This is a genomic window from Gelidibacter mesophilus DSM 14095 (assembly GCF_000423005.1).
In the GTDB taxonomy this organism is placed as follows: domain Bacteria; phylum Bacteroidota; class Bacteroidia; order Flavobacteriales; family Flavobacteriaceae; genus Gelidibacter; species Gelidibacter mesophilus.
On the sequence record NZ_AUHD01000008.1, the window covers coordinates 144773 to 160071 of the forward strand.

Here is a 15299-nt window from a genome sequence, read left to right on the forward strand (position 1 = left end):
TCTAATCTTTGTACTTCGTACTTAATACTATTTACGATACTTCGCCGACAACTCCTTAGCTACAGAAGATAATGTATCTGTATCTGCATCAGTTAGTTTTCCTGCTTTCAAAGAAGCAAGGGTATCGCTATGTTTCGCTTTTAAGAACTCTAAATAATCACGTTCAAATTCTTTCACTTTTTCTACAGGAACGTCTCTCAATAAGTTTTTAGATCCGGCAAAGATAATTGCCACTTGATCTTCTACTCTAAATGGATCGTTTTGTGCTTGCTTTAAAATTTCAACGTTACGTTTTCCTTTGTTAATAACATTTAAGGTCACGGCATCAAGGTCAGAACCAAACTTAGCAAAAGCTTCCAACTCGCGGTATTGAGCTTGATCCAATTTTAAAGTACCTGATACTTTTTTCATGGATTTGATCTGGGCGTTACCACCAACACGAGATACTGAAATACCTACGTTAATTGCTGGACGTACGCCGGAGTTAAACAAGTCACCATCCAAGAAAATCTGTCCGTCAGTAATAGAAATTACGTTCGTTGGGATATATGCTGATACGTCACCCGCTTGCGTTTCAATAATTGGCAATGCTGTTAATGAGCCACCACCTTTTACGATTGGTTTCAAAACATCTGGTAAATCGTTCATTTCTTTAGCAATTTCATCATTGTTGATGATTTTTGCCGAACGCTCCAGTAATCTAGAGTGAAGGTAGAAAACATCTCCAGGATACGCCTCACGTCCCGGTGGACGACGTAGCAATAATGAAATCTCACGGTAAGCTACCGCTTGTTTTGATAAATCATCAAAAACAATCAATGCAGGACGGCCAGTATCTCTAAAATACTCACCAATGGCAGCACCAGCAAATGGCGCATACACTTGCATAGCCGCAGGATCAGAGGCATTAGCTGCAACTATTGTGGTGTAGGCCATTGCTCCTTTCTCTTCTAGTGTTTTTGCAATTAAAGCAACTGTTGACGCTTTCTGGCCAATAGCTACATATATACAATATACAGGCTCACCTGCATCATAAAATTCCTTTTGATTGATAATAGTGTCAATACAAACTGCTGTTTTACCAGTTTGACGGTCACCAATTACCAACTCACGTTGACCACGACCTACAGGAATCATGGCATCAATAGCTTTGATACCTGTTTGTAATGGTTCAGTTACCGGTTGACGGTAGATAACACCCGGAGCTTTACGTTCTAATGGCATTTCATAAAGCGTTCCTTCAATTGGGCCTTTACCATCAATTGGAGTCCCTAAAGTATCTACAACCCGTCCTGCAATGCCTTCACCTACTTTTAAGGAAGCAATTCGTTTGGTACGTTTTACAGTTGAGCCTTCGCTGACACCTACAGAAGGTCCTAACAATACCACACCTACGTTATCTTCTTCAAGATTCAAAACGATGCCTTCTAGACCGTCAGCAAATTCAACCAATTCACCATACTGAACGTTTGCTAAGCCGTAAACACGGGCAATACCATCTCCAACAGTCAATACTGTTCCTACTTCGTCCAATGAAGCGCTAGCTTCAAACCCTGACAATTGTTGCTTTAAGATTGCTGAAATTTCAGCTGGTTTTACTTCTGCCATTTTTTATTAGTAATTAGAGGTTAGAAGGTAGAGGGTAGTCCTCTAGTTCCAACGCTTTAGTTTAATGTAAATTCTCTTTTTAACTTATTTAATTTGTTTGCAATACTAGCATCATACTGCATATCTCCTACACGTAAAATGAAACCACCTAAGATTGATTCATCTACCATGTTTACAATTTCAGCTTCTTTTCCGGTCAACTCTTTTACTTTGGCCAAAACTTTTGTTTTAAGCTCATCTGTTAACGATACTGCTGACGTCACTTTTGCGACTTGCTTACCTTCACCTTCATTAAATAACACAGAATATTGTTGGGCCACTTCACCCAAAATATGCAGACGTTTGTTAGCGATTAAAGTATCAATCAAACTTGCGCTCAATTTATGCAGGTCTTTAAAAATGGCCAACAAAGCTGATTTCTTTTTAGCAGCAGGTATTACAGCACTTAAAAGCATGTCGTTTAGCTCTGTGCTGGTTTCTACAGCGTTAGCTATGGATTTCATATCCGCATTTACCGCCTCGGCTGACTTTTGCTCTTTAGCAAGATCCAAAACTGCTTTTGCGTAACGTACTGCTGTTCTTGTTTGTGCCATATTATTCCTATCCTAAATCCTTTCCACAGGAAAGAACTTGTTAAACTTTATTATCCATTTCTCCCCTTCGGAAAGATCAAGAGGGGGCTTAATTTAATTTTGCGTCAGACAACATTGACTCCACTAATTCCAATTGCTTGCCTTTATTAGAAAGCTCTTCACGAACCACTTTTTCAGCAATCTCAATGGATAAGCTTGCCACGTGATTTTTGAGTTCAGCCATAGCTGATCTTTTTTCATTTGCAATAGCTTCTTGAGCTTGCGCAATCATTTTATTCGCTTGTTCTTGAGCTTCTTCTTTAGCATCACTGACCATTTTATTTTTGATCTCACGTGCTTCTTTCATCATCGCTTCGCGTTCAGCACGTGCTTCGTTTAGGATACGTTCATTATCTGCCTTAAGATTCTCCATCTCCATACGCGCCTTATCAGCCGCTTCCAATGCATTTTTAATGCCGTTTTCACGTTCATCAATGGCTCCTAAAATTGGTTTCCAAGCAAACTTTTTCAATATTACAAGAAGAAAGAAAAAAGTTATAAGTGACCAAAAAACGAGTCCGAAACCTGGTGTAATTAAATCCATTTATTATAGGTTTTTAGTTTTAACAATTTAAATTTTAAAATACAGAGGCAACCAACCGTTACCTCTGTATCTTTTAATCCTAATTAAACGATTAATGATGCAACAACACCAAAAAGTGCTACTGCCTCTACGAAAGCTGCTAAGATAAGCGCTGAAGTCTGAAGTTTTCCTTGGATTTCCGGTTGACGAGCCATAGCGTTCATAGCTGACTCACCGATTTTACCAATTCCCATTCCAGCTCCAATAACTGCGATACCAGCTCCGATTGCTGCAATTCCTGTAATAGTCATAATAATAAAATTTAAATTAATTAATGATTGTCTTCTGCGGTTGCCGTTCCAATATATAAGGCTGACAACACGGTAAATATATATGCTTGAATTGCAACAACTACAATTTCTATGATCATGATGAACAATGAGAATCCTACAGATACTGGTGCAATAAACTCACTCTTGAAAATAAAGACTAGGGACATCAATGACAAAATAATAATGTGTCCTGCGGTGATATTAGCAAACAAACGAATGGTTAACGAGAAAGGTTTTACAAACATCCCGATAATCTCAATGGGCATTAGGAATATTTTCATCGGTACCGGAACGCCTGGCATCCAGAAAATATGTTTCCAATAATTTTTGTTACCACTAAACAGCGTAATGACGAACGTAAATAATGCCAAAGACAACGTAAAGGCAATATTACCGCTCACGTTGGCACCGTTTAAAATTGGAATCAATCCAAAAATATTATTGATCCAGATAAAGAAAAACACACTCAATAAGAATGGCATATATTTTCTATATTTATGTTCGCCAATCATTGGAATGGCAACCTCATCTCTAATAAAAATAACAAGCGGCTCCATAAATGAGGCAATACCACTTGGAACAAATCGGTTTGATTTTTTGTATTTACGGGCTGAAGAAATGAATATTAATAAGAGCACCAGGACCGAAACCCACATCATAAAGACGTTTTTGGTAATAGAAAAATCCAAAGGCAATACAGCGTTTGTAGGATGGTGCTCGTCATCAAAAGCAAGTGCATCTACACCAGCGTTTAACTGGTAAATTTTTTCATGATATTTAACAAAGCGCTCTCCGTTTTTTTCAACGATGTTCACCCCTGAATCGTCATGGTGAAACGCGCTAGACATAAACGTTGTCAATCCATTATCCGTAAAAAGAATAATTGGTAAAGGAATTGTTATAGGCTCATTGTTCCAATCAACTATATGAAACTCATGCCCATCCTTTACGTGATGCATGATCATCTCTTTGGCATTGAACTCTTTGTCTTGATCATCGTTATCTTGAACTGCAAATCCGAAATTGGAAACTGCAACAGAAAAAACTAAAAATAATACGGCTCTTAAAGTGTTTAATGTCATTATGAATAGCTTAAAAATACCTTGCTCTAAATTCCGTGCAAATGTACGTACATTATGTTAAATGTCAAACACTTTTTTTGTGTATATTAACCATAAGGAGATTATGACGATTTTTGAAGGAATTTTGTAATGGAATAAACCTCAAACGCCAAGTATAAAAAATATGGAATAAAGAAATTGAAAATATCCGGTTGCTTCTTTTCAAAATCTGATAGGATTATAGGCAAAAGAAATAAAATTGAAAGAAACATTTTTATAAATGTACTGGCCATAAACAATATAAACACATCGGTTTTGCCCGTTGAGAACTTATAGTTTACCACAGTGTACAACAGCGTGGTCACTGAAAAGTGAAACACATAAATTTGCCATACCGGAAAAAACAGCTTCAGTTCTGTCCCAAAATAACTAAGTAAATAACTATGAATGCCATACAGCACTAAACTCAAAACAGTGATAAGAAGTAAAAAATTAAGTTCTCTTTTTAAAAATGTTGGATTCATTGAATAAGGAAATTGAAATTTATATGATATTGCCGAAAAACCATCCTCATCATTTCAATAGATAGAACTTAATTTTTTTTTTTTAAAATTCATATCCTATCAAAAAGAAACGGCATTGCTATTCCTCACTTTTAGGAAAAAGAACTCAAGATTATCTTGATAGCCTTTAATTATCGTCTTTTGAGTTTGCAATAATACGTCTTATTACAAAAATAATGGCAATAATTGTTGAGGTCAACGACAAAACAATCGTCCACAAATTATTGGTGTTTTCATTGTAATCGTCAAGTTTGACGCCTATAAAGCTTCCTATCCCAATGATAACAAACATTTGTATGGCAATTCCAGAGTATTTGGCGTAACTGTTAAACTGGTTGTCCTTTTTTGGTAGCATTGTCGTCTGGTGCTTTAGAAATGTTGTTTGTGCCTTTGGCATGCCCTTTCATAATACAAGTAGCGTTAAAAGTAGCGCCTGGCTCTACTGAAAATTTCCCCACCTCAACATCGCCTTCAACAAAGGCCGAGGATCTCAACGTAAGCGTATCTGTAAGGCTCAGATTTCCTGAGAATTTGCCTTCAATATCAGCATTAGCCCCTTCAAGCGTACCTTTAATAATGCCTGTTTTACCAAGAACCACTTTGCCAGGGGTTTTAATATTTCCCAAAATGGTACCTTCAATCCTGAAATCACTGTCGCTAATAATGTCACCAGTAAAAGTGGTACCTTTAGCGATTGTGTTTTGTTGGTTAACTGCTTCTGCGGAAGTTTTTCCTTTTTTGTTTTCTGCGAACATAGATTTGGTTGTTTATTGCGACTTTAGGTAGTCGTTAAGATTTTTATGTCTTTGCACAATTTCATAGTTAGGCGATGAAATGGCAATATAAGGTCGTGTAATATTTGCTTTTCGCTCTTGAAGTAAATCGGCAAAACCTCTTGCTCCTTGAATACTTTTTAAGCCATGGACGACCACAAAGATGGTGTTTTTATCATAAAGATCTTTAGAAACGCTCAAATCATAGTACCTAATTTGAGTGACCTCATCATTTAATTTCTTTATAAATGCATCCACATCTTCATTGTTTGCGTGGTCAAATTGATAAAGCACATTAAATCTAGTGCCTATTTCATTATCCTGAAACTCCCTTTTTGATAAAACGGGGATGACATTGTTAATGATTTCTTGCGCACGCTTGCCTTCTTCGGAATTCGGATAATTTAGGGCTACGTAATTCACTCCTTCTTTATAGGCTTCAAATCCAAATAGTCGCCCTTTTGCGGAAGCTTTTAAAATTTCAAACTTAGGTACAATAGGCTCACCTTGAAATTCGAGAATGTAGGCATCACTCTGGTCAATGACCTCCTGAAACTTCTGCGCTTCATAACTGGCATAAGTACGTTCATAGATGCTTTCAGGACTGTTTTCATCCTTTGACATCTCCGATTTTGGATTCAGTAGAATGGCAGCGTATCTTGACTCTGGGTTATTAGCAATAATATCCTGCTTCATCTGTTCTGCAGCATTGGTCTCCCCCAACAACACATAAGTTTTGTATAAATTGTATTTTGCAGGCAATACCAAACGTTCTTCTGGATTGTTGTTCAATAGCGCTTTGAGCTTGTCTTTGGCAAGTATGTTTTCATTAAACTTTTCCTTATAGATAACTCCTAGCTGATAATAGGCGTAATTGCGATCTTTAATGATGCTATCAATGACTTTCTGATCTGTCGGGATTTGTGATACGTAAAACGCCGGATCAAAACGTTCGTTATCAGAAGCGTCAACAGCTAAATCATTATTTTGAACAGTAAGTGCATTACTTCTGGTGCTAGAAAGGCGCCAATTATCTTTTAGAGAACGGTCTCCCCAAATTTTTAGAAACTCATTCTTTCCATAGGCTACTGTGGTCGGATTATAAAAATAGAACGATTGGTTGGCCCCTCCCGGAGGAGTGATACCTGAGCTAGGCTGCATGTTGTCTAGACCCGTTCTATTGGAAGTCTTATCAAAAGTTTCAATCCCTGAACTTTCATTGCGTTGCGCGGTTTCCTCCTGTTTTTTTAAATCGTCTGCCTCTGCTTTTAATTTATCGGTATAGGATGTAAAAATCGCAATTCTATCAGCCTCTGATAAATTCACCAAATCCAGAATGCTATCGTTTACTAACGCTACATTTTCATAGTAGATGACATCTTCTAAGTTCTCTCGTTTTCGTTTGATAGTCCTATAAGGCTTAGAATTGATCACCATATTCGTCATCGTACTATCATAATAAGCACCAGCAGTTTTATATTCAGACCGATCGAAACTCATATCACCCAGAGTCATATAGTCCATAGCACGAAGATGCCTATCGGATGAAGATGCTCTTAGTGATTTATTGTAATACACGATCGCTAAAGAATCGCGATCAGATTTTTTGTGAAATTCAGCAACTCTATAGTATATCTTGTCTAGAAACGGTCTGTTCTCACGATCTTCTTCCAACTCCTTCAAATATTCTGAAAATGCGACCACATCACCAAGATCAAGATCAAAATTTATCGCTTTTGCCAAATGTGCATGGATGTAATAGGCTCGCGGTACTTTTCGGTGTAAATCCATGACCTTATCAAAGGCAATATTCGCACTGTCTTTATGGCCAAACTCGTTATACAATTGCCCTCTGATATAATTGTAACGCGCTTTTTCGTTATTTTTTTTGGTGTAGGCTGCAGCAATTGCCAATTGTGCCAACGCGCTGTCTTTTTCTTGAATGTTGATATAGGCCTGGGCCAAAGTGGCGGTAGCATCAGCTAAATTTTGATCGTCCAATTGCTCCAATCGCAACAAACGTTTTAAATTTTTAATGGCAAGCTCATTATTTTCAAGACGCATATTCGTTTTTTCACGCCATATTTTTGCCTCGTTAATCTTATCGCTTGCCGGATATTTAAAAAGAATATAGTTGAATGCTTCAACCGCGGGAATAAAACGTTGATCAAAATAACGTGCTTTTCCAAGCAACAAATAGGCTTCATCAATCTGGGGATTGTACTCCTTTCCATTAATGTTCATCCCATGTTTTTGAACGGCCTTAATGGCCTTTTCTTCTGCACGTTCAAAATCGGAATTTTTAGATTGTCCCGGTAAGGTAAAATCATCAGTGGTCTCCATCCGTTCCACTGGAAGTAATTCCCAATAATTATCCGTAAACGCATCATCTACACTGGCTCTACCATTTTCCAAAGCAATATTTCCATTGTATAAAATATTATACTCGGTACCCAAAGCATGGAAATTCCTATTGATAAACGTATCCTTCTTTCGCGAGCAACTTGTGACGATAAGTGCCGCAAAAACCAGGAACATCATGGACTTTAAAAAGGTGCGCAACGTAGGTTGTATTGGATTCATTAGATAACTAAAAACAGTTGCAAATATTATGCAATGCCGTAAAAATAAGCATCTTTTTGAATTATAGAGGAAAAAATAGAGGAGTTTTCTAAGTGCGTAACCGGGGTGTTTCTCGGGTTCGACTCACAAAAACGCAAAGACGCAAAGACTAAAAAGCAGTGCGAGACCTGACAGGTTTTAGAAACCTGTCAGGTCTTGGTTGCCATTGCTAACCTGTTATTCTCCAGCAAAATGCGCTTCCAATTCTTTTAAAGTGGCGGCACTAGTCGCTAAATCCTTTATAACCTCCCCTTTCTCCAAAACCACAATGCGCTCACAAACCTCAGTAACATGCATGAGATCATGACTCGAAACCAATACCGTAACGCCTTGTTGCTCAGCTAGATTTTTAATAATCTGTTTCAAACGGATTTGAGTGGTTGGGTCTAAATTGGCAAAAGGTTCATCTAAAATAATAACTTCAGGCTTTCCAATCAGTGCTGCTACGATGCCCACCTTTTTCTGGTTCCCCTTGCTTAAATCTCGCAAATACTTTTTTTGTTTCAATATTTCGCCATGAAAAAAATCGCCAAATTGGCCTAAAAGCGCATCCACATCGGCTTTATTTTCTCCGCGCAATTCTCCAATAAAGTAGAAGTATTCCTCTGGCGTTAGATAACCGATCAAAAAAGTTTCATCAATGTAGGCGGACGTAAAAGGCTTCCAGTCTTCACTTTCATTAACCTGAATGTCCTTACTTTTAATATAGCCGCTAGTAGGTTGAATTAAGTCTAATAGCAAACTAAAAAAAGTAGTTTTCCCTGCCCCGTTATTGCCTACTAAGCCAAAACTTTGACCTTTTGGAATCTCTAGACCTTCAATATGTAATACCGGGCCTGAATTATACGCTTTTGATAAATTGGATACTGCTATCATAATTAGTTGTTTTGTTTGTAAGCGGCTAATGTTTTATATTTTTCTGATTTATAGACTTTTTCTATAATGTTGAATACTTTGTTTTTGAATAAGAAACCGCCTAAGCCTGAAATTGCGACTAAAGCAAAGCCAAAACCTTCCCCAAGCGTATAATGCCCTGCGGCGTAAATGGCCATTGGCAATAATAATTTAGGAACGGTCAACAACAATGTCTTTGTATTAAACGCCTGCTTATCTCCAAACGCTTTTTTACTTGTGGTCAAATCTATTGGTGTTTTGATATATGCGCCACCCCACAGTACTAAATGACTGTTGACGCCGATATTATAAATGGCGCCAACCACTACTGCTGCGTACGCTTGCCACCCCCAATAGAGATAGAAAACTGATATGATTGTTGAAATTATTGTGGCAATAACCATCAAATACCATTTAGAGGCGATATACTCCTTATAGCGAATATTCTGGCTCATCATTAACGGATAATACGCACTATCCCAACTTGGCACAAATTGTCCAAAAGTGAATAAAAATCCGCCAGATACAAAGATCCCTGCAAAAATTCGCCAAAAAGGGCCATCATACGATTCAATAGAGCCCGTAAAAAACAGCAAGCCATAAAAAATAAATAAGAAGCTCATGAAGATCGTCATCTTTGAGCGCTTATTCCGTCTTAATAACTTAAGATCGTTTTTAAGGAAAGTGGACATACTTCCAAAACGGTTCAACCATGAATAATCTTGGGTTTCTGCAACATCGTGCTTAATCGAAAGACCTGCATCTAAATACAGGTTCTTTTTAAAATAGCTAAATGCCATTTTATAGAACACCACGGCCAAAATAATAGGAATGATTGCTAAATAAGGCACTGCATAAAAACCCTTAAAAATAGGATAGGTATATTGTGTGACATCAAACACACCGTAGTACTGAAGACCAATCATTACCAAGATAACAGCTACCACTCCAAAAAAAACAATGTCTTTATTATTAACAAAAATATTTATAAAGTTGTTACAATAAATCAAGCCTAAAATAGCAGCGTACCAAGCCAAGACTTGTAAAACAGGAAAACCTTCTATGATCAGGACGATGGAAAAGGGAATAAAGAAAAAAGCATGCAACACATTAAAGAAGGAAATCATGGTTTTTCCAATTGCAAAATTGACAATCTTGGTTCTTTCAATTGGTAAATACATCAATGGTTTAATGTTGATTACCGGCATTTTTTGAAGGAAATATCGGAATACCAAATCAAATACCATATAGTAAATCAGTGCTTGGTTGACCACTTGAAAAGGTTCCATCTTTAAGCCGTCTTCTATCATATAATAAGCGCCAAAACCTAAAATTGAAAATGAGGCGATCATCCAAAGGGCGAAAAAAGCCATCATTATTTTTAAGAAGAGATTGGTCTTAAAAGAAGCTGACCTAATAAAGGATTTCCACTCGAGACTAATAAAATATTTGAACATGCTGTTTTGGTTGTAGTTTAATCATAGGTAATATTAAAACACTTTTTGTTACAAACAAATTTCAAATAAGGGAAATTTTAGGAGATTTGAAGTCTCAAAATAGAATGATCATTTCTTATTATTTTGTTAGAGAAGTGGCATTTATTATAAGCATTCGTTACTTTTGAGGAAAATATTAAAACATGTCACATTATCATACCCTAACCATAAAAAGTATTGAAAGAGCTACGTCTAAAGCGGTAACTCTCAGTTTTGAAGTGCCGCAGGCTTTAAAAGAAGATTTTAAATTTAAAGCAGGCCAATATATTACCTTAAGAAGTGTGCTTAATGGCACAGAAATAAGACGCGATTACTCCTTATGTTCGTCTCCAAAAAGTGGTGATTTAAGAGTGGCCGTAAAGGAAGTTAAAGACGGTACTTTTTCGGCCTATGTCAATAGAGAATTAAAAGTTGGAGATCAATTGGAAGTCGCCCCCCCAAGAGGTCATTTTGTTTTTGAACCGAATGATTCCAAAACCAAACACATTGCAGCCTTTGCGGCAGGAAGTGGCATCACGCCTATTTTAAGCATCGTTAAGTGCGCTTTAGAAGAAGAAGTGATGAGCAATGTTGTATTGGTGTACGGCAACAAAACTACTGATGATACCATGTTTATGGACGAATTATTGGACCTGCAACGTCAGTATAGTGATCGATTGGCCATTCAGTTTGTGTTTAGCCAAATGCAGGAAGATGATTCTATTTTTGGACGTATTGAAAAGAGCACCGTCAATTTGATTTTAAAGCACAAACATAAAGACTTGAGCATTGATGCTTTTTATTTATGCGGTCCAGAAGCCATGATCCATACAGTAAAAGATGTGCTTGTTGAGCATGAAATCCCGAAAGATCGCGTATTTTTTGAGCTCTTTAAAGCTGCGAAACCTACCGAAAGAGATACCGTCAGCATTCCTGATGGACAAACCAAAATCTCTGTGGTGTTGGATGATGAGACCACAACTTTTGAAATGTCGCAGAAACAGACCATTCTTGAGGCCGCTTTGGATGAAGATTTGGATGCACCTTATTCCTGTCAAGGCGGTATTTGCAGTAGTTGTTTGGCCCGCGTTGTAGAAGGCGAAGCGAAAATGCGCCAAAATAATATCCTGACGGATGGTGAAGTTGCCGAAGGTTTAATCTTAACCTGTCAAGCACATCCTTTAACTCCAACTATTAAAATCGATTATGATGATATTTAAATCATCTTTATTGTAATAGAAAAGTCATTTAATCCTTAATATTATTATTTCATCGAAAAACCAGAAGTAGCTCTCTTAAAATTATGTTAATAAAAATGAATTTTATATTTTTATGACTGATTTAATTGTTACTATTATAAGGACTATCTATTAACATAAGATTAGATCTCATAACCCCGCTTTTTAGTGGGGTTTTTTTATGATGTGTTCGATCTTTTCGATTACCGCTTGGGGATTTATTGTTTCCATACAGGTTTCATAACCTTCTGGGAAATTATTGCCGTAGATGGATGTTGGAATTTTTGGAAATTTTGTTCGATCTGCTAAAAGTGCATTGGTTGCATCCTGATGAAAAGGAAAAAATCCGGCATAAGGATGGGTTACCCCCCAAAGCGTCAGTACTTTAATTCCTAGCATGGCTGCCATATGTGCATTGCCAGAATCCATAGAAACCATCACCTCCAAATTTGAAATAACATCCAATTCTTCGTCAAGACTTAATTTTCCAGCAATACTGCTGACATTTTCATTTTCTAAGGCACACAGATAATCTGCTTCTGCCTTTCCTCCAAAGAGCAAAATTTGATAGGTTATTGAAAGTTCTTTTATAACTTCCTCCATCAATTTTAAAGGATAGGTTTTGCTTTTATAGGCTGCAAATGGCGCAATTCCAATCCAGCCTCTTGTAGGCTCTCCTAAGATTTGAATTGTTTTTGAATTCAATTTGGCACGCTCTGGAAAATTAGGTTCAGAATTATTCAGCGGAAACCCTAATTTTTCAAATACGTCTCTATAGCGCTGGTGCGTCGTTTTAAGTTGCTCAAAAACCTTCCCTTTTACCAAGGCTTTCTTTTCCGCTCTTCCTTTATCAATTTGAATGATGTTAAGATCTAGAAGAAAGATTTTTAAAATATTACTACGAAGTACATTGTGCAGATCAGCAACGGCATCAATCCCCAGAATTCTTAGCTCCTTTGAAAGTTCCAAAAGACCAAAAAACCCTTTGTGTTTTCCTTTTAAATCTGCAGGAAAAATTGTGACATTCTTTAAATCACGAAAAAAAGGTGTAAAAAACTCTCTGGTTAATACTGTTAATTTGATCTCAGGATACTGTTCAGTAAATGCTCTCAAAACAGGAATGGTCATAGCAACATCTCCCATTGCGGAAAGACGGATGACAAGAATGTGTTTGGGTTGTTTAGGCATATTACAAATGTGGTTCCTGCCTGCGCAGTAACTCGGTTATTTTTGTCCTCGCAATACAGGATTTAACTCATCGTCATTATACATTTTCATTTGCTTATAAACCTTCATGTATTTATCACCATTCTCGATATCAACGAGCAAATCATCAATGGCCTGACTCAAATCTTTACGCTGTTCCAAAAGCACATTTAGTTTTGTGGAGCAACTGAGTTTATGTGCTGAAGAGGCATCAGGACGTTCTGCTTCTTCATTCATATGGTAAATCTTTAAGGCTAGTATAGATAACCTATCAATAGCCCATGCTGGACTTTCACTATTGATGGTTGCATTCGATTTTGGTTGAACATCACTATATTTGGTCAGAAAGTAACTATCAATATATTCCACCATATCTGTTCTTTCCTGATTTGAAGCATCAATTTGACGTTTCAGTTTAATGGCAGCAACAGGGTCAATATTTGGATCTCTAATAATATCTTCATAATGCCATTGAACGGTATCAATCCAACATTTTCGATATAAAAGATGTTCTATGAGCTGTTTGTCTTCGTTATAAATATTGTTAAAGGGCTGGTCAACGGTATTTTTTAAGTGATAGGTAGTGATGACCTCCTTGAAAATTTCATTGGCTTTTGCTGTAAACATAATCTGATGATTTTAAGACGTAAATATACTTCTAATTAATTAACTTTACCATTCAAAACAGAGTTTAAGCCTTATGCACATTCACAACTTAACTGAAAAAAATTCCATTTTAAATACGTTTATTTCAGAAATGAGAGACGTTAATATCCAAAAAGACAGTATGCGATTTCGCAGAAATATTGAACGTATTGGAGAGATTTTGGGATATGAAATCAGTAAGGTCTTGAACTATAAACCTGCGGTCATTGAAACGCCCTTGGGAACCTGTGAGATGAACATCATGGACAATGAGATTGTGCTTTGTTCCATTTTAAGAGCGGGGGTGCCATTGCACGATGGTTTGTTGACGTATTTTGACAATGCTCAAAATGCGTTTATTTCAGCCTACAGACAGCATCATAAAAAACCGGATAGTTTTGAGATTGTAGTAGAATATTTGGCCTGCCCGAACTTAGAAAACAAAACACTTATTTTGGCCGACCCGATGTTGGCCACTGGACAGTCCCTTCTTGCCACTTTTGAAGCATTAAAACCTTTTGGAAAACCTAAGGAGGTCCATTTAGCATGTGTGATTGGGGCTCAACCAGGGATTGATTACATTAGTAAACATTTTAGTGCAGACACCCATTTATGGATTGCCACTGTGGATCATGAATTGAACGAACAAGGGTATATCATGCCTGGTCTAGGAGACGCTGGCGATCTCGCATTCGGAGAAAAATTACAACATTAAGTTGATCAAAGAAACAAGGATCAATACAACAATCAAACTTTCTTTAAACCACCTTTCAGGTATAATCTCAAGATAATTGGACATGATAATGGCCAATGGTGCAAATAAAAAGATGAATTCGCTCCCGTCTTTATACGGCGATACCAGAATAATCACCAAGGCTATCAATGATGAGAAAATAACAATTATAAATGAGGGTCTGTAACTTTTTAGTTGATGTTTAATACTTCTCATAAAATAGAATGAGGCCCAGGCTCCATAAGACAACAATAAGGTTGCTGCAATGATAATACGCTTTGAATTGAGCGGTGTAAAATCAAAACTTACATCAAAGAAACCATGCAGATATGGTTCAAAATCAATATCCATGACAATCATGAAAGAAGCAGCTACGATCGCAACACATAAGGTTCCGGTGAGCGGGATGATCCAATTTTTAACATCTATTATGCCATATAACAGCAAGGCCACTAAAATCAAAATATAAAATAACGAAGCCCAAAAGAATAAGAGTGTTGCCAAACTAATCCAAAAAGCCGCATCAAACAGTTTTTTCTTGATGTCCTTTCGTGACCTCAAACTGATAATCCGCCTCAGCGCCAACAAAATGAAGAGATTGGCGAGCAATAATTTTGAATTTAGCAAGGTTTCCGGTAAAACCGCCACAAATAGCCCAAACATCAAGATTTTATAACTATTCTTTTTTGTCAGATTATTTTTACTCACAAAAAAATCTAGCACAAAAAGTGAGGCCAGAACCACCGCAAAAAGTAATGCTTCCTTAAAAAAAAGTTCAACAGAAAAAGCCGCAGTTATGGCGGTTAGTTTTGCCACGATAAAAACCACCAATAGCAATGCGCTTACCACCAAAAGATGTATGGGTTTTGCCTTACTAAAAAAACTTGAAATCATTTAAAGCTATGTTCTTGAATTATGGTTGGATCCTGACTTCTCTGAAAACAAAATTCATCAGCACTTTATGAAACGTTTCCAATAAAAAAAGTGTAATTTT

At 37.0% G+C, this 15299-nt stretch carries 16 protein-coding genes; 2 read left to right on the forward strand and 14 right to left on the reverse strand.

The features are described from left to right. Window positions 1-27 precede the first annotated feature (27 nt). From atpA to G525_RS0110980, 11 genes are all read right to left on the reverse strand, one after another. Window positions 28-1608 carry a F0F1 ATP synthase subunit alpha gene (atpA, locus tag G525_RS0110930; RefSeq protein ID WP_027126210.1) on the reverse strand — a complete coding sequence of 527 codons (1581 nt, stop codon included), beginning with the start codon at window positions 1606-1608 and terminating at the stop codon, window positions 28-30. 56 nt (window positions 1609-1664) lie between these two features. Further along, window positions 1665-2201, reverse strand: a complete 537-nt coding sequence (gene atpH / locus G525_RS0110935; RefSeq protein WP_027126211.1) for an ATP synthase F1 subunit delta — start codon at window positions 2199-2201, stop codon at window positions 1665-1667. Between the two features lie 88 nt (window positions 2202-2289). Beyond that, window positions 2290-2784, reverse strand: a complete 495-nt coding sequence (locus G525_RS0110940) for a F0F1 ATP synthase subunit B (RefSeq protein ID WP_027126212.1) — start codon at window positions 2782-2784, stop codon at window positions 2290-2292. 83 nt (window positions 2785-2867) lie between these two features. Further along, window positions 2868-3074: an ATP synthase F0 subunit C gene (gene atpE / locus G525_RS0110945; protein WP_027126213.1), complete on the reverse strand. Its 207-nt coding sequence runs from the start codon at window positions 3072-3074 to the stop codon at window positions 2868-2870. Between the two features lie 20 nt (window positions 3075-3094). Then, a complete protein-coding gene (gene atpB, locus G525_RS0110950) occupies window positions 3095-4177 on the reverse strand; it encodes a F0F1 ATP synthase subunit A (protein WP_027126214.1) in 1083 nt (360 codons plus the stop codon). Between the two features lie 101 nt (window positions 4178-4278). Continuing rightward, complete coding sequence (locus G525_RS0110955; protein ID WP_027126215.1) at window positions 4279-4680, reverse strand: hypothetical protein; 402 nt, start codon at window positions 4678-4680, stop codon at window positions 4279-4281. 166 nt (window positions 4681-4846) lie between these two features. Then, the gene (locus G525_RS0110960; protein ID WP_027126216.1) at window positions 4847-5074 is read right to left on the reverse strand and encodes an AtpZ/AtpI family protein; all 228 of its coding nucleotides are present in this window, start codon (window positions 5072-5074) and stop codon (window positions 4847-4849) included. Then, window positions 5046-5474 (reverse strand): bactofilin family protein, encoded by a 429-nt coding sequence (locus tag G525_RS0110965; RefSeq protein ID WP_027126217.1) that lies wholly within the window; start codon window positions 5472-5474, stop codon window positions 5046-5048. Before G525_RS0110965 ends, G525_RS0110960 begins: the two co-directional genes overlap by 29 nt. 12 nt (window positions 5475-5486) lie before the next feature. Next, window positions 5487-8075 carry a type IX secretion system periplasmic lipoprotein PorW/SprE gene (porW, locus tag G525_RS0110970; protein WP_245577778.1) on the reverse strand — a complete coding sequence of 863 codons (2589 nt, stop codon included), beginning with the start codon at window positions 8073-8075 and terminating at the stop codon, window positions 5487-5489. A gap of 216 nt (window positions 8076-8291) precedes the next feature. Beyond that, window positions 8292-8990 carry an ABC transporter ATP-binding protein gene (locus G525_RS0110975; protein WP_027126219.1) on the reverse strand — a complete coding sequence of 233 codons (699 nt, stop codon included), beginning with the start codon at window positions 8988-8990 and terminating at the stop codon, window positions 8292-8294. A 2-nt stretch (window positions 8991-8992) separates the two neighbouring features. Continuing rightward, window positions 8993-10465 carry a DUF5687 family protein gene (locus G525_RS0110980; RefSeq protein WP_027126220.1) on the reverse strand — a complete coding sequence of 491 codons (1473 nt, stop codon included), beginning with the start codon at window positions 10463-10465 and terminating at the stop codon, window positions 8993-8995. 182 nt (window positions 10466-10647) lie between these two features. Between G525_RS0110980 and G525_RS0110985 the strand changes: the two genes are divergently transcribed. Next, a complete protein-coding gene (locus G525_RS0110985) occupies window positions 10648-11703 on the forward strand; it encodes a ferredoxin--NADP reductase (RefSeq protein ID WP_027126221.1) in 1056 nt (351 codons plus the stop codon). A 183-nt stretch (window positions 11704-11886) separates the two neighbouring features. Here the strand turns inward: G525_RS0110985 and G525_RS0110990 are convergent, their stop codons facing one another. Further along, on the reverse strand, window positions 11887-12909 hold the full coding sequence (locus tag G525_RS0110990; protein WP_027126222.1) for a glycosyltransferase family 9 protein: 1023 nt from the start codon (window positions 12907-12909) through the stop codon (window positions 11887-11889). A gap of 36 nt (window positions 12910-12945) precedes the next feature. Then, entirely contained in the window at window positions 12946-13554 is a 609-nt protein-coding gene (locus G525_RS0110995; RefSeq protein WP_027126223.1) for a DUF4254 domain-containing protein, read from the reverse strand. Between the two features lie 73 nt (window positions 13555-13627). On the opposite strand from G525_RS0110995, the gene upp reads away from it, so the two are divergent. Next, entirely contained in the window at window positions 13628-14287 is a 660-nt protein-coding gene (upp, locus tag G525_RS0111000; RefSeq protein ID WP_027126224.1) for a uracil phosphoribosyltransferase, read from the forward strand. Here the strand turns inward: upp and G525_RS0111005 are convergent. Then, a complete protein-coding gene (locus G525_RS0111005; protein WP_027126225.1) occupies window positions 14276-15199 on the reverse strand; it encodes a DUF6427 family protein in 924 nt (307 codons plus the stop codon). The genes upp and G525_RS0111005 overlap by 12 nt on opposite strands. Window positions 15200-15299 lie beyond the last annotated feature (100 nt).